The 16,042-nt window shown below is 44.2% G+C and carries 10 protein-coding genes; 9 read left to right on the plus strand and 1 reads right to left on the minus strand.

Annotated elements, in window-relative coordinates; genetic code table 11:
• The first annotated feature begins 18 nt into the window (after positions 1–18).
• From D6855_RS01870 to D6855_RS01880, 3 genes are read left to right on the plus strand one after another with little or no spacing between them, the layout of a single operon-like run.
• Entirely contained in the window at positions 19–2,163 is a 2,145-nt protein-coding gene (locus D6855_RS01870) for an HD domain-containing phosphohydrolase (RefSeq protein ID WP_158589442.1), read from the plus strand.
• 38 nt (positions 2,164–2,201) lie between these two features.
• Positions 2,202–6,473: a hybrid sensor histidine kinase/response regulator gene (locus D6855_RS01875; RefSeq protein ID WP_120737459.1), complete on the plus strand. Its 4,272-nt coding sequence runs from the start codon at positions 2,202–2,204 to the stop codon at positions 6,471–6,473.
• 33 nt (positions 6,474–6,506) lie between these two features.
• A complete protein-coding gene (locus D6855_RS01880; RefSeq protein WP_120737461.1) occupies positions 6,507–8,906 on the plus strand; it encodes an HD domain-containing phosphohydrolase in 2,400 nt (799 codons plus the stop codon).
• Here the strand turns inward: D6855_RS01880 and D6855_RS01885 are convergent, their stop codons facing one another.
• The gene (locus tag D6855_RS01885; RefSeq protein WP_120737463.1) at positions 8,907–9,767 is read right to left on the minus strand and encodes an AraC family transcriptional regulator; all 861 of its coding nucleotides are present in this window, start codon (positions 9,765–9,767) and stop codon (positions 8,907–8,909) included.
• A gap of 281 nt (positions 9,768–10,048) precedes the next feature.
• Between D6855_RS01885 and D6855_RS01890 the strand changes: the two genes are divergently transcribed.
• Genes D6855_RS01890 through D6855_RS01915 form a run of 6 tightly spaced genes read left to right on the plus strand, consistent with a single transcriptional unit; the run spans position 10,049 to position 16,022 of the window.
• Complete coding sequence (locus D6855_RS01890) at positions 10,049–11,524, plus strand: extracellular solute-binding protein (protein WP_120737465.1); 1,476 nt, start codon at positions 10,049–10,051, stop codon at positions 11,522–11,524.
• A gap of 39 nt (positions 11,525–11,563) precedes the next feature.
• Positions 11,564–12,415 (plus strand): carbohydrate ABC transporter permease, encoded by an 852-nt coding sequence (locus D6855_RS01895; RefSeq protein ID WP_120737467.1) that lies wholly within the window; start codon positions 11,564–11,566, stop codon positions 12,413–12,415.
• A 30-nt stretch (positions 12,416–12,445) separates the two neighbouring features.
• Positions 12,446–13,366, plus strand: coding sequence for a carbohydrate ABC transporter permease (locus D6855_RS01900; RefSeq protein ID WP_120737469.1), 921 nt, complete (start codon positions 12,446–12,448; stop codon positions 13,364–13,366).
• Positions 13,366–14,466, plus strand: a complete 1,101-nt coding sequence (locus D6855_RS01905) for a Gfo/Idh/MocA family protein (RefSeq protein ID WP_120737471.1) — start codon at positions 13,366–13,368, stop codon at positions 14,464–14,466. Before D6855_RS01900 ends, D6855_RS01905 begins: the two co-directional genes overlap by 1 nt.
• An 11-nt stretch (positions 14,467–14,477) precedes the next feature.
• A complete protein-coding gene (locus D6855_RS01910) occupies positions 14,478–15,311 on the plus strand; it encodes a sugar phosphate isomerase/epimerase family protein (protein ID WP_120737473.1) in 834 nt (277 codons plus the stop codon).
• Between the two features lie 18 nt (positions 15,312–15,329).
• Positions 15,330–16,022, plus strand: coding sequence for an SDR family NAD(P)-dependent oxidoreductase (locus D6855_RS01915; RefSeq protein ID WP_120737475.1), 693 nt, complete (start codon positions 15,330–15,332; stop codon positions 16,020–16,022).
• Positions 16,023–16,042 lie beyond the last annotated feature (20 nt).

The following is a 16,042-nucleotide window of genomic DNA, read 5'->3' on the forward strand; positions in this document are numbered from 1 at the left end:
AAAGGAGAACATGGTACAGTGAAGATCCGTCTGCCACGAGTTAGCAAGCTAACTATTAGATTAGTAATTCTGGGTATCCTTTGCATAGGAGTGAACGTAGCACTGTGCCATACGACCACAACTCTTGGTCTGCCTCTTTATTTTGATACTTTAGGCACTATTTTTATGGCATTTGTTGGAGGAGGGCTTCCTGCAATCACTGTTGCTGTTGCAACAAGTCTTGCGTGTAGCACTTTTTCAATAGATGCCATTTATTTTGCCCTTTTGGGGGTATTTGTGGCTCTTAGGGCTTCTTACATTCCTTGTGACAAGATAGATCCAAAGAAGACACTATGTGCATCTGGTGACCTGGCTATCATTACCGGAATCCTTGGAACAGCTTTTCAGTGGCTGCTTCTTGGAGAGCCCCAGTACGCTTATGTGACTGAAACTGCAGGAATCCTGGCGGGACGCAATAAGACTCTTTTGTTCCTTGCATCTATGGCTCTTGTCATCGGCTTTAACTTCATAGACAAGAGTGTGTCGGTTATTATATCTCTTTTGGCTTATCGCTTCATGCCAGAAAAAATAAAGACACAGCTTAAGCACAGCAGATGGTTACAGAAGCCACTTAGCAAAGAAGAGATAAGGAAAATTGGCTCCAGCATGAGAGAGGGCAGAATGTCCCTTAAGGTAAAGGTATCAATCCTTCTGGTATCCCTTGTGTTTGCCATTACCCTGATCATTGGCGTAGTAAGTGCCAGAACCAACTACGATTACATGAAGCAGGAAGGCAGAAAGACTGTTACAGATGTGGCTCAGTATACAGCTACAACTCTTGATACAAACTTTTTTGAAAAGTTCCTTTTAGATAAGCAGAGTGTCGCAAACTATGGCAATGCCAAATATCTTCAGTACAATAAAGAACTTTTGACAATAAAGGAGCAGTTTGAAGATATTGAGTACCTCTATGTACTTGAGATGAGGCGGGATGCCTGCTATTTGATATTTGATACAGATGAGGCTTTCCAAAATGAAGGCGTTGTGGGAGATAAGCTTGAATATGATGAGCAGTACAAGGAGCTGATACCTGACTTTCTAAAGGGCAGAGAGATAGAGACCCAGGAAGTTGACTCCAGCTACGGTTTCTTTATCACGGCCTATGAACCTATCATGGACTACAAGGGCAATCCTACGTCATATTATGTTGGAGCAGATATTTCCCTGGAAAACTATGATGACTACGTAAGGAACTATTCCATAAGAGTGGCCCTTGCTTCTTCCGGATTCTTTGCACTTATCATTGCCTATGGAATCTGGATGTCAACATATCACCTTGTTTACCCTATTGGAAGACTTGATAACAGTATTGATAACTTCATGAAGAATCTTGCAGATCAGGACAATCTTGATAACTGTGTTAAGGATCTTGAGTCCATCGATATTCACACTGATGATGAGCTTGAGCAGCTCTATAAGGCGGTGTGTGATATGGCCAATCAGACAGCAGACCAGATCAGAAGTATTCGAATGCTGGTAAGGACCAATGAAAAGATGCAGAGCGGTCTTATCGTTACCATGGCGGATATCATTGAAAACCAGAGCATAGATTCAAAGGCCCACATTCAGAAGACTGCGGAGTATGTAAGGATAATCCTGGAGGGACTTAAGAGGAAGGGATATTACCCTGAAAAGATGACGGACAAGTTCATGAATGACGTTGAGATGTCCGCACCTCTATATGACATAGGAAAAGTTAAGATTCCGGAAGCAATATTAAATAAGCCCGGAAAACTCACTGAAGAAGAAAACGAGATCATGAAGACCCACACCACGGCTGGTAAGAGAATCCTTGAAAATGCCATTTCCACAGTTGAGGGTGAGAATTACTTAAAAGAGGCCAGAAACATGGCAGCTTACCACCACGAGAACTGGGATGGATCTGGATTCCCGATCGGACTTCACGGAGAAGTTATTCCTCTTTCAGCCAGGATCATGGCTATAGCTGATTCCTTTGATGAGCTTACCTCATCAAGAGTATATAAGGATGCAATATCACCTCAGGAAGCTTTAGAGGAGATCAAAAAAGATTCAGGCATTAAGTTTGATCCAAGATGCGTTGAAGTATTTGAAGAATCCTTTACAGAAGTCAGGGGCATTTTAAGGAAGTATCCTGAAAGGTAAAGTTATTTGGCCAGATTCGTGCGGAGGTTTTGCTTAATATGACACGCTTTAACAGGGCAAAAGTATATATAGCTGCAATGCTGCTTTCTACATGTTTTGTAGGAAGTACTTGTGTTGCCTATGCAGCTGAGACAGCTGACAGCTCTTTTGACAATACTGCTTCTGAAGAGAACACACCAACCTATACACTTATGGGTGGTGGATATGCAGCTACAGGGCAGATTGCAAACACTGGATATATGGCAGTTTTGTATGACGCCACAAATGGTCTTCCTACTTCAGAAGCTAACTGCATCCTTGGAGCTTCAGACGGATATGTCTGGATCGGAGGCTACGCAGGCATTATAAGATATGATGGCTCAACATTTGAAAGGCTTCCTGCATCTGTTGGTCTTACAAACGGCAGAGGAATGTTTGAAGACAGCAAGGGAAGAGTCTGGGTTGGAACCAATGATAACGGTGTAGTGGTCCTGCTTCCAGGGGATGAAAACATCCATTTTTCTAAAGATGACGGACTTCAGTCCTCATCCATAAGAACCTTTGCTGAGGATGCCTATGGAAATATCTATATAGCATCTACAGCCGGAGTTGCTTATGTCGACGAAGATATGCACCTGCATCCTGTGGAGGATGAAAGGCTTACCAACGAAAGAGTTCTTAGGCTTGTGACAGACTCTCTTGGAACTGTTTATGGTCAGACCAAGAGCGGATCAGTATTCAGGCTGACTATGGGACAGGTTTCAAGCTTCTATACAGGGAGAGAGCTTGGAATTGGCAATGTCACAACTATCCTTGCTGATCCAAAAAAACCGGGAAAGCTTTATTTTGGAACTGAGTCGGAGTTTCTGTACTACGGAACCTTTGGAGAAAACGTAGAAAATCTTAAGAGAGTATATACAAAAGGGGTTAAGAATGCCCACTGGCTTAGCTATGACTGCGGCCGCATCTGGGTTTCATCCGAGTCTGCCCTTGGATACCTTGACAGAGATGGAAGGTATATTAATCTTGATAACCTCCCAATGCATTCATCCATCGAGATGATGACTTCTGACTATCAGGGCAATATCTGGGTTGCTTCTTCTAGACAGGGCGTTATGAAGATCATAGCTAACGGCTTCCAGAATTATACTGCCGCGGCTGGTCTTGAGGATGAGGTTGTAAATGCCACATGTCTTTATGGCGATCTTTTATTTGTGGGAACTGACGCAGGACTTAAGATCGTTTCTGCCACAAAAGTACCCATTAACAACATGCTTACAGTCCATATTGGCAAAGACAGGATAAGAGACCTGATGAAGGACAGTAAGGGGCATCTGTGGATATCCACATTTACCGGAAGGCATGGACTTGTATGCTATGGATCAGATAAATCCATAACCGACTTTACCACTGCAGAAGGAATGCCAAGTAACGATATCAGATGTACCTACGAGACCAGTGATGGCAAGATCCTGGTTGGCACCAATAATGGCGTTGCTGTGATCAAGGACGGTAAAATCGTATCAACAATTGGAAGCGAAGATGGACTTAACAATACAGTCATCCTGTCTGTGTGCGAAACAGATGATGGCAGGATACTTGCTGCATCTGACGGTGATGGCCTGTATCTGATAGACGGAAAGAAGATCAGCAAGATAGAAGAGGGTCTTACAAGTGACGTCATCATAATGATCAAAAGAGATATCAGAAGAGACGTACACTGGCTCATCACCTCCAACTCCATAGAGTACCTCAAGGACGATGTGGTTACGCCTGTTACTACATTCCCATATAACAACAACTTTGACATTTTCTTTGACAGGAAGGACAACTGCTGGATTCCTTCATCCCAGGGACTCTATCTTGCCAAGGTAGATGATCTTATAACTGATAATGTCAAAGAGTATCGACTCTATACCATGGCTAACGGACTTACCAGTGTTCCGATAGCCAACGGCAGAAGTTTCCTTGACTATGACAACAATCTATACATTGCCGGAAGGACCGGAGTCAGCAGAGTAAATATAGACACCTACTATTCTGAGATACCACTTATCATGACCAAGGTTGCCCAGATCACTTTTGATGGAGAGAGGGTTACTCCTCAGAAGAACGGATCATACGTGATCCCTGCTGGCGGCGGACGTGTACAGATAAAGCCAGCGGTTCTGGATTATACCACCACTAATCCAATGGTCAGGGTATACCTTGATGGAGAGGTGGAGCAGGGTATAACAGCTGAGCATAACAAGCTCACAAACCTTGAGTACACAAGGCTTCGCTACGGCAATCACACCCTTCATATTCAGATACTTGATAATCAGGATCTTAGCATTATCTCAGATGAGACCTTTGACATCAGAAAAGAGCCAAGGTTCTTTGAGATCACTGCTGTATGGATCCTTATGGTAAGTATGCTGGTTACTCTCGCTGGTGTTATCGTATGGCGTGTAATGAACGGAACTGTCGTAAGCAGGCAGTACCTTGAGATCCAGGAAGCCAAGGAAGAAGCGGAGAGAGCCAACATGGCCAAGTCCAGATTCCTTGCAAATATGTCCCATGAGATCAGAACTCCTATCAACACCATCCTTGGTATGGATGAGATGATCATAAGAGAAGATGGCAAGAACGTACCTGACAACTACTACCTGTCAGTTATGGGCTATGCCCTTGACATCAAGGGCGCTACAGAGTCCCTGCTTGGACTCATCAACGACCTTCTTGATATTTCCAAGATCGAATCAGGCAAGATGCATCTGGTTGAGCAGGAGTACGATGTAGAGACGGTTCTTCGCGCTGTCATCAAGATGATCAGAGTCAGGAGCGAAGCTAAAAAGCTGTACTTTGACGTTGAGATAGATGAGACAACCCCAAGGCGCCTTTACGGCGATGACGGCAAGATCAAGCAGATAATCCTTAATCTTCTTACCAATGCGGTCAAGTACACGGAAGAAGGAGGATTTACTCTTAAGGTTTCTGTCACATCAAGAACTGATACTTCCTGCAAGCTCAGGATCTCGGTAAAAGATACCGGTATCGGAGTTAAAAAGGAAGACCTGGACAAGCTCTTTTCCGCCTATGAAAGACTCGATGAGGAAAAGAACAGCGGTATTCAGGGAACAGGCCTTGGACTTGATATTTCAAGGCAGTTTGCAGAGCTTATGAATGGTAAGCTCTGGTGCGAGAGTGAGTACGGAGAGGGCAGTGAGTTTATCCTGACTCTTTCCCAGAAGATAATCGATGAAAAGGGAATAGGAATCTTCCACGAGGATGAGGATGCAGGAAATACCGGACCATATGTGCCTAAGTTCATTGCTCCTGACGCTGACATCCTGGTCGTTGATGATAATCCGATGAACCTGAGCGTAATAAAAGGTCTTTTAAAGCCTACCAAGATGTTCATCACCACCGCAGGAAGCGGTGAAGAGTGTCTTGAAAAGCTTAAGACCGGAACCTTTAACGTGGTACTTCTTGACCACATGATGCCTGGCATGGACGGAATCGAGACCCTTGCCCAGATCAGAAAGAAGTATCCAGAGCTTCCTGTTTATGCTCTTACAGCCAACGGAACTGCAGGTGAGGACTTCTATAAGTCCAAGGGCTTTAACGGATATCTGGCTAAGCCTATAGACACTGTTCAGGTTGAGAAGGCCATCATGAAGCATCTGCCTGAAAACATCATGATGAAGGCAGAGGAGGCACCGCAGGAAGAAGAGAAGGCTCCAGACAATGAGCTTAAGGGCGAGTACACCTGGCTTCTTCAGACTGAAGGGGTTTCAGTTCCTGAGGGAATCAAGAACTGCGGCGGTGCAGAGGAGTTCCTTACATCCCTTAAAATGTTTGCAGAGACCATTGAAGACAACGCCAAGGTCCTTGAAGATGCATATAATGACGGAGACGTAAGGCTCTTTACAGTTAAGGTTCATGCCCTTAAGAGCTCTGCAAGGATCATCGGAGCCAGCGTGCTCTCACAGTTCTGCCAGAGACTTGAGGATGCTGGAAATAAAGAGGACCTCGAGTTTATCGAGACCAATATCCATAAACTTCTTGAGGACTTCAGGGCTTATGTTCCAAGACTTCAGAGGCTTGTTGAAGAAAAGGATAAGGAAGAGACCAAGGATCTTCCAGAGATCCCTGCGGATGAGCTTGAAGAAGCGTTTGAAGCTCTTAAAGAGCAGGTTTCCCAGATGGACTACGACGGCGTGGAAATGGTCATCTCTCAGCTTCGAGAGTACAGACTTCCTGAGACCCACGCTACGCAGCTTAAGAGTATTGAGAAGGCTCTTAAGATATTTAACTGGGATGAAATGGAAAAGATATTAGGACTTTGATACTGACTATAGAAACAGGAAAGGAAGCTATACATGTTTGAACTGCTTCGTGTACATCAGGTTGATGTAATGCTTGGTCTTGCTTGCGTTTGCCTGATAATAGCCTTTTTTACCATCATCAGTACCATTATGACAAAACGCAGAAAAACTATTCTGATACTTATGCAGATTGGTTCTGCCATATGGCTTGAAGCTGACAGGATAGCTTATAAATACCATGGCGTTCCCGGGACTGAGGGATACTATGCTGTAAGGATCAGTAATTTCCTGGTATTTTTGATGACGGTATTTGTGCTTAATACAGTCAGCGTTTACCTTGGAGATGTTATCAAAAACGAGGGCGGTTTTGAGAAGACACCTATTGCCTTGAAGATCACTTATGGGATAGGTGTTCTTGCCATGATCCTTGTGGTGGTATCACAGTTTACCGGCCTTTACTACACCTTTGATGAGAACAACACCTATCAGAGATCTCCGTATTATGTACTGAGCTTTGTCTTCCCGTATATGATCTTCCTGATACAGTTTGGCATGCTGATCTATTACAGGAAGAGGCTTAAGGGAAGGATCGCTCTGTCAATCTTTCTGTTTGTACTGGCAAGTATCCTGACTTCAATCATTCAGCTCTTTGCCTATGGCATATCCCTGGTTGATATGGTTGCGGTTTTCATGGTTGTAATGATCTATGCCTTCGCCCTTGTTGACATGAATGAGAGGGTGGAGATGGCCACCAAGGCTCATATTGCCAACATCTTGAAAGAGCAGGCTGTCATGAGAAAGCTCTCAATGGAGACAGCAACGGCTCTTGCTAATGGTGTTGATCTTGGGGACGATTATGGTCATGGCCACTCTGTTAGAGTTGCTGAATATGCAAAAGAGATTTCAAGGCTCGCAGGCTTTGATGACAGGAAATGTGATGAGGTGTATTACTGTGCACTTCTTCACGATGTAGGAAAGATAGGAATTCCTGATGAGATAATCAAAAAGGATACGGATCTTACACCTGAGGAATTTGAAATATTTAAAACGCACACCACAGTGGGCAGTGATATTCTTTCGGGTGCCAGCGATTTTCCGCTTCTTGCTCTGGCTTCCAAATACCATCACGAGAGATATGATGGAAAGGGCTATCCGGAGGGACTTGTAGGAGATAATATCCCGGAGATAGCCAGGATCATAGCTGTAGCGGATGCTTACGACTCCATGACATCAAGGCATCACCTTCAGGATCCTCTTCCTCAGAGTACTGTAAGAGAGGAGATAGCCAAGGAAATAGGTTCAGCCTTTGATCCTGTATTTGGCGAGATCATGATAAGTCTCATCGACCACGACACTGAGTACCTTATGAGGGAAAAGGATTTTGCGGAAAATGCCCAGATTGTGGAAGACTTAACCCACGCCTACGAGATGTATTTCACTGAGTACAAGGAGCATATTTCTGAGGGAATCCAGGCCACAGAGAAGGTTTCAAAGATCCATTTTGACTATCAGCCAGAAATGGGATTTGATGAAAAGAAATCCATTCCGGCTCTCATTGTTTACGACGCCCACGACGGATGTGTTCACAAGGATGAGAGGAGCATTAGACTTATCAAGTACCTTGAGTATGGTGAGATCTGGCTTGATGGTAATTACGTATCTACAGCTGCCAGAAACATGAAGGTAAATATAGCTCCTTTAGAAGAGCAGCTGGAAAAGAAAAATCTTATCCACTACGATATAGAGACTGTAAGATTCAGGGATCACGTAAGGATAAAGATCACTGATGGAAGTAAGATGATTGATGCTATCATCGCACTTCCTGATGCCATAAGGTTCTGTTATGTGGCTATTACCGGAGAGCATTGCCACATTATGAATATCAAGGTTGAAGAGAATGGTGAAACTGCTGATAAGGATACTATCCCAAGAATAGCAGAGGAAGTAAGTTATATAGACAGGATAGAAGGAGATATCCCTAACGTTCAGATAGAAGGATACAGAAGCGGATATTCGCAGCCTGTTCCTGTTATTGACGGAATGAGGGTTAAGTTCAGGACCAAGTCCCTTCCTACAGCTAACCTTATCTGGCACTGCGCGTTTATGCTCCTGTTCTCATCAGAAGATGGCCTTCCAGAGGGTGAGGGCTATGTTGAGCATGGGTGCTTGCGTCTTGACGGCGAAGATGCCACCAACAACGACATTGCGGTCAACGAAGTGACAGCCACCAAAGATGACAGCTTCAAGGGCTGGGATGGCTGGAAAAAAGCCAACAAAAAGGGCTTTGAATGTGAGGTTCGTTTCTCAAGAAGAAAGAACCGCATCACCATGGAGACCTATAATGCAGGAATAACCATGAAGAGCACAACAACGATCCCTCCAACAGATGGGGATGTGTATCTTGCTCTTACCGGTGACCAGTGCGCACTTACTGATATCAGAGTGCTGACCTGATCAGGGCTGGCTCTGCTGTCTTAGCTTTCTGTACTCCTTGGGAGAGCACTTCATCTCTTTTAAAAAGACCTTGTTAAAGTTTGAAATGCTCTGGAAGCCTGATAAAAAGGCGACATCAGTAATTGATATATTGTCAGAAGTAAGGAGCCTTACTGCGTGTTCCAGGCGATGCCTTGTTAGGAATACGTTGAAGCTTTCATCTGTATATTCTTTAAAAATCCTCGAGAAGTAGTAGGTTGAGAAGTTCACATAATCTGCTACTTCTTGTTGCGTTATGGGCTTGGTGCAGTTCTCGATTATGTAGGAGCATGCCTGCTGCACCTTGTTGTAGGTGTCGCTGGAATTGCCCATAAGAGCGCTGTCAGAAATCTGCTGTGAGATGGCAAATACCGCTATCTGATACAGCATGTCTACAATCTTAAGTTTTATCTGTGTCTCTATAAATAGTTCCCCTGAATGATAAATGTTATAACAGGAAGTCATGTTCTCGTACAGATTTCTGTAGAGGGTGCTGTTGTCACGCCTTATAAGGTGGATACTCCTTAATCTGTTGGAAATAAGATCTATGTCCTTGTGGGTTGTTATGAGCTCTGATGAGAACTGCAGGATAAGGGAAGCATTTTGCGGCGTCTTAACAACTTCATGCACTTCAGCAGGCCATACCAGAAGGATATCCCCCTCGTTTAAGGTATAGTTTTTACCATTTATCTCATAGTTGCAGTCATCCTTTCTTGCCAGGACAAATTCCGCCGACAGATGCCAGTGTGGCGGGAAAGTGCATGGCGAGCTTTCGTAGGATACTCCAACGTCCTTAAAGTCTGTATAATTGATGATCTCCCGGTTCTGATTAGGCTGAAACATAGTCCCCCTCCAATTTTGTCATAAAAGCAATAAGACTAATCTTAATTTGCTCTTTAATTCTTTCATATCTAGGGCAAGTTTACCAAAAACTACTTCAAAATGTCTATAGTAATATCTTAATCGCACAAAAAGACGGCAAAAAATGAAATATTGAACGCAAAATATTATGAGAAGTTTTTGCGGGGCGGAATTAGGATAATCTTGTAAACGAGGTAGTGCACAAGGGAGACGTCCCAAGTGCACGTGGCGAAAAAAGTAAAAAATGTATGGGAGGTTGTTAGATGATGAAGAAACAGATTACACGCAGATTATCAGTTTTGACAGCTGGTCTTATGGTGGCTGCGTCTCTTGCAGCATGCGGACAGGAAGCTGCAGCACCAGCTCCGGCAGCTGATAATGGTTCAGCTTCAGGTGAAGCTCAGCAGGCTACAACAGTTTCAGTTGAGACCACCGAGAGCAACACATCCAAGAAGACTGTTGCCATGGGCGACAGACAGATCGAAGTAGAAGTAACTGATATTGGTCTTTCAGGATCATTTTCATACTGGTCAGCATTTACAGGCGACTCTGCTACATGGGAGCAGGAGAGAGTAGATGCTTTCAACGAAGCTTACAAGGATCTTGGAATCACATGTGAAGTTCAGTACGTTCCTGATGGAGCAGGTATCAACAATGGTAAGCTCCTTTCAGCTATAGCTGGTGGAACAGCTCCAGATCTTCTGATCACAGATAACCCAACAAGTGCATATCAGTATGTTGCTGAAGGTTCATTCATGGCTCTTGATGATGTTCTTAAGCAGATCGAGCTTGATGTAGATTCTTTCTACGATGGATGTAAGGACGTTATGTACTACAACAATCAGTGCTATCTGATCCCACAGGATACTAACGTTATCATGCTTTACTTCAGACCTGACATTGCAAAAGAGTGCGGCCTTGATGTTAATAACCCACCTAAGACTCTTGATGAGCTTGATGCTTGGGCAGATGCAATGACAGTAGCTGATGGCAGCAATTACAGCAGGATGGGACTTATCCCATGGCTTGATTCCGGTAACGATGCATTCGTAGTTCCTTTCTTCTTTGGCGCAGATCCTTATATCCAGTCAGAGAACAAGATCGACCTTACAAGCGAGAACATGGTCAACTACATGAAGTGGATCCAGAGCTATGCTTCCAAGTATGACCCTGAGAAGATCAACGCTTTCTCATCAGGACTTGGCGGAATGTTCTCACCTGATCATCCTTTCATGACAGGTAAGGTTGGTATGACAATCACAGGTAACTGGTTCACAGGCGCTCTTAAGGCTTATGCTCCTGATGTTGAGTACACAGCAGTTCCTGTTCCTGTACCTGATTACGGAAGAGCAAACAGCTCAACCTTTGGATGCAACGTATTTGCAATTCCTAATGGAACAGACCCTGACAAGGCAGCTCTTGCAGCTCTTTATGTTAAGTTCTGTGAGCAGGGAACAGTTAACGATGACAACTTCTGCCAGTGGAGATCAATCCCTGTTATCGATGCAGCCTTTGATGATGTAACACTTACCAAGGAAGGCGATGCTATGTACGCTATGGAGCGTGAGATCGCAGGATCACCTCTTAATGGTATCCCAGCTCTTTGCTCAGTATCTGCAGAGCTTTCAACTCAGTTCCAGACTCTTCGTGAAAACCTTATCTATAACACATCACTGGATCCTGAGACTGAGCTTAAGACCCTTGAAGAGCAGATGCAGGCTGCTATGGATTCTAAGTAATTTGAACTAAAAATTATGTTTTGTTTGGAGGAGTAAAAAATGGGAAAGGAACTGCGGGGGTATAAAATCGGTGTCATGCTGCAAAAAGGTGTTATTTATCTCTTTTTGCTCCTATTTGCAATGGGATTTCTTTTACCGTTTTTCTTCCTCCTTACAGGATCATTTAAAACATCAAGTGAACTTTTTTCGGTGCCATTTAGGTGGTTTCCAAAGCACATCACTTTAGAAAACTATGAGCAGGTATTTACCAAGATTCCTTTCTTCAGGTATTTAAGGAATACGGTCATTATCGTAGTGCTTAACATGGTGGGAGCACTTATATCAAATTCTCTTGTAGCTTATGGCTTTAGCAGACTTCGCTGGCCAGGCAGGGATAAGATATTCATGATCGTAATAGCCACCATGATCCTGCCCTATCAGGTAACACTTATTCCGCTTTACCTTATGTACACCAAGGCCGGACTCATTGGAACCTTCGTTCCACTGACACTCCCGGGATTCTTTGGAAATGCCTTCTTCATTTTCCTTATGAGGCAGTTCCTTGTAGGTATACCAAAAGAGCTGACGGAGTCCGCAAGGATCGACGGAGCAGGGGAGTTTACTATCTTCCTTAAGCTCATGATGCCAATATCAAAACCTGTTCTTGCGACAGTGGCCATCATGTCCTTTATGAATTCCTGGAAAGATTTCCTTGGTCCATTGGTATTCCTTGGAAGCGACAGGCTCTACACACTTTCACTGGCAGCATCCATGCTGCGCTCCAACTTAAATCCTAACTGGGAGCTTCTGCTTGCCCTTGGAGTTGTGATGGTTCTTCCTGTACTGATCCTGTTCTTCGTTCTTCAGAAGTACTTCATTCAGGGAATTACCATGAGCGGTATCAAAGGCTAAGTTTGGGATTAAGGAAGTGGGGAGTTTACTATGACAGGATTAAAAGAAAAGCTATTTGGTGAATACATTCATTCTACGCAGCGAAAGAAAGAAGCGCTTCATGGCCTTTTGTTTGTGCTTCCATGGATAATAGGATTTCTGGTGTTTACCCTTTATCCCATCATCAGCTCTTTTTACTATTCGCTGTGTAATTACAACGTAATAGGAAAGCCTACATTTATTGGCTTTAACAACTACGTCAATCTGTTTAAGGATAAGACATTTATAAAGGCATGTCAGAATACCGTGTACATGATAGGAATTGGTGTTCCGGTTACTACATTTACAGCAGTTTTAGTATCACTTCTTCTAAACAACAAGAAGCTTCGCGGAACAGACTGGATGAGGGTTGTTTTCTTTATCCCGACCCTTGTACCTACTGTTGTTGCCTGCCTGTTATGGATATGGGTTATGCAGCCTGATTCAGGTATTGTAAATACTGTTCTTGGATATCTTCATATTCCGGGACCAGGATGGCTTTCATCACCGACATGGGCTAAGCCTGCATTTATCCTGATGATGATCTGGACCTGTGGTAATGCCATTATCATTTATCTGGCAGGACTTCAGGATGTTCCAGAGAGTCTCTACGATGCAGCAGCTATTGATGGAGCAGGCTTCTGGAAGCAGTCACTACATATTTCAGTACCACTGATCAGACCAACTATTCTTTATAACGTAACAACCCTGATCATCGGTGTGTTCCAGTGGTTTGCTGAGCCCTATATCATGACTGAGGGCGGACCCAGTAACGCCACCATGTTCTATTCACTGTATCTGTACCAGAATGCATTCTCATTCTTTAAGATGGGCTATGCTTCTGCTCAGGCCTGGATCATGCTCCTTGTAGCCATGGTGATAATACTGGTACTTTTCAAGGTCTTTAAGTTCAATGAGACGGAGATTGGGTAATGAATATGAAGATAGGTATCATAGGCTGCGGCGTAATTTCAAACACATATATCAGAGATATAAAGCGCCTTTATAAGGATCTTGAGATAGTGGCAGTAGCTGATGTGAATCTGGAGGCTGCAAAAGAGTGTGCTAAAAAGTACGAGATCTCCCAGGCTCTTTCTGTAGATGAACTACTGGATATACCTGAAATAGAGATGGTAGTAAATCTGACGCCTCCAGCTTTTCACACAGAGGTAAGCTTAAAGGCCCTGGAGGCTGGGAAGCATATCTTTTGCGAAAAGCCTCTGGCTCTGACCATGGAGGATGGGAAAAAGGTACTGGACCTTGCTGAGAGTAAAGGCCTTAAGTTTGCCTGTGCCCCTGACTCCTTTATGGGGAGCAGCCTCTCAACCTGCAGGAAGGTACTAGAAGATGGCTGGATAGGAAAGCCTATGTATGCCATAACCAACATGCTAAGCGGCGGTGTGGAAACATGGCACCCAAGACCAGAACCCTTTTATAAGAAAGGGGGAGGTCCTATCTACGATATGGGAGGCTACTATTTTACAACGCTGGTTTCTATGTTTGGCCCGGTATCTTCTGTAAGAGCTGTTGGTCTTAAGGGCTTTGAAAAAAGAAATGTCTATGTGGGAGAAAGGGCCGGCGAGAGCTTTGATGTAGATGTGCTTACCACATATTCTATTCTGGTCAGCTTTAAGAGCGGGTTTATGGCGAACATGAACTTCAGCTTTGATGTGTTTAAGACGCAGATGCCAATGTTTGAGATCTATGGAACAGAAGGAACTTTATTTGTTCCTGATCCAAATATGCATGGAGGAACGCCAAAGATCTATAGAAGGCAGCAGGGACTTGCAAAGTGCTATGGCGGTGTAAGCGACCACGAAGACGATATCTATGAACTTCCAGAGATGTTCCAGAACGTTGGTGAATATGTAAGGGGCATTGGAGTTCATGACCTGGCTCTTGCTATTACAGAAGGCCGTGAGCCTGTAGCAAGTGGCAAGCTTGCGCTTCACGTTCTTGATATTATGACCAGCGTTATGAAATCAGCAGAAACAGGTGATGTCGTAGAACTTTCAACAACTATTTTGATTTAGGAGAATGCCGGATGAGGATAGGTATTTCAACTTCACTAAAACATGATACTCCCAGGGAGTGGGCTGATAAGATGTCTGCCCTTGGATGCAGGTCTGTTGTTTTTCCTGTGGACTATACCGCTCCTGACAGTCTTATTGCGGATTATGTACAGGAAGCAAAGAGGTGCGATCTTCGGATAGCAGAGGTAGGCATTTGGAAAAATGTCTTTGCCATTGATAAGACGGAGAGGCAGCAGGCTCGTCAGAGAGCTCTTGCTCAGCTTCGCCTTGCAGATGAGATCGAAGCCGATTGCGCTGTTAACGTTGCTGGAACCTGGGGCGGTCCTATATGGGACGGCGGATATGCGCAGAATTATGGGAAGGAAGCCTGGGAAAAAATCGTAGCTTACATTCAGGATCTTATTGATACGGTTAAGCCAAAGCGCACCACCTATAGCATCGAGGCTATGCCCTGGATGTATCCGACAGGACCTGATGAGTATGTGAAGATGATCGAGCAGGTGGACAGAGAAGAGTTTTCCTGTCATCTGGACGTGGTTAACATGATCAACTGCCCGGAGAGATATTTCTTTTCCGGAGACTTCCTTGATGAGGTCTTCGATAAGATGGGAGGCTACGTTAAGAGCTGTCACTTAAAGGACATAAGGCTTCGGGACGAACTTACCTTCCAGCTTCAGGAAGTGGCCTGCGGAGAAGGAACTCTGGACATTGGCAAGTACATGTCTCTGGCTCATAAGTGCGATCCTGATATGCCTATGATCATTGAGCATTTAAATACTGATGAAGAGTATGAGAACAGTCTTCGCTTCGTAAAAGAGATAATGGCGGAGCGTGATATTAAATAACACGGGAAGAGGAATTGTATGAAGGTATTAGTAATAGGAGCTGACAAGGGGCTTGGAGCACTGCTTCCGGGAGTTCTTAAGGAAGGCGGCCACGATGTGGCAGCAGGCTACTACAACCTTGAAGGCTATAGTGGGGATACAGACGACGATATATTAAGACTGCAGATGGATGTCACTGACGAAACTCAGCTTCTTAAGGCAGCAGACAGGCTAAAGGAGAAGTACGGCGAACTGGATGCGGTTATTGATGTAGCAGGGATTCTTTTAAATGATGACAGGGAAAAGAATCTATTGGAGCAGCCACTTGAGTCCATAAGGGCTCATATGGATGTTAATGCCCTGGGACTTTTGCTGGCTTTCAGGTCACTTCTTCCTGTTATGGCAAAGGGCAGCAGGTTCTTTGCTGTTACCTCTGAGGGAGGAAGCTTTACTTTGGCAGGAACTCTTTTCCCGGCGTACAGCGTATCAAAGACTGCAGCCAACAAATTTGTGCAGGTTCTAAGACTTACTCTGGCAGAGCAGGGCAATACTGACGTTGATCTCATAGCAGTTCACCCTGGAAGAATGAACACTGAGATGGGCAGGACCACAGCCAATATGGAGCCAATTGATTCAGCATATGGATTCAGGGATCTGGTTGAGGGTAAGACCAAAGTGGATTCTTCTAAGAACTGGTTCATAGACTATAAGGGAAATCCAATGCCAGTTTGAGGCTTGGAACAAGGAGGAAT

Source organism: Butyrivibrio sp. CB08 (assembly GCF_003625485.1).
Taxonomy (GTDB): Bacteria; Bacillota; Clostridia; order Lachnospirales; family Lachnospiraceae; genus Butyrivibrio.

Excerpts from the sequence above, each read along its gene's own strand:
- D6855_RS01875 (WP_120737459.1), top strand. The coding sequence starts at position 2,202 with ATGACACGCTTTAACAGGGCAAAAGTATATATAGCTGCAATGCTGCTT.
- D6855_RS01880 (WP_120737461.1), top strand. The coding sequence starts at position 6,507 with ATGTTTGAACTGCTTCGTGTACATCAGGTTGATGTAATGCTTGGTCTT.
- D6855_RS01885 (WP_120737463.1), bottom strand. The coding sequence starts at position 9,767 with ATGTTTCAGCCTAATCAGAACCGGGAGATCATCAATTATACAGACTTT.
- D6855_RS01890 (WP_120737465.1), top strand. The coding sequence starts at position 10,049 with ATGATGAAGAAACAGATTACACGCAGATTATCAGTTTTGACAGCTGGT.
- D6855_RS01895 (WP_120737467.1), top strand. The coding sequence starts at position 11,564 with ATGGGAAAGGAACTGCGGGGGTATAAAATCGGTGTCATGCTGCAAAAA.
- D6855_RS01900 (WP_120737469.1), top strand. The coding sequence starts at position 12,446 with ATGACAGGATTAAAAGAAAAGCTATTTGGTGAATACATTCATTCTACG.
- D6855_RS01905 (WP_120737471.1), top strand. The coding sequence starts at position 13,366 with ATGAATATGAAGATAGGTATCATAGGCTGCGGCGTAATTTCAAACACA.
- D6855_RS01910 (WP_120737473.1), top strand. The coding sequence starts at position 14,478 with ATGAGGATAGGTATTTCAACTTCACTAAAACATGATACTCCCAGGGAG.
- D6855_RS01915 (WP_120737475.1), top strand. The coding sequence starts at position 15,330 with ATGAAGGTATTAGTAATAGGAGCTGACAAGGGGCTTGGAGCACTGCTT.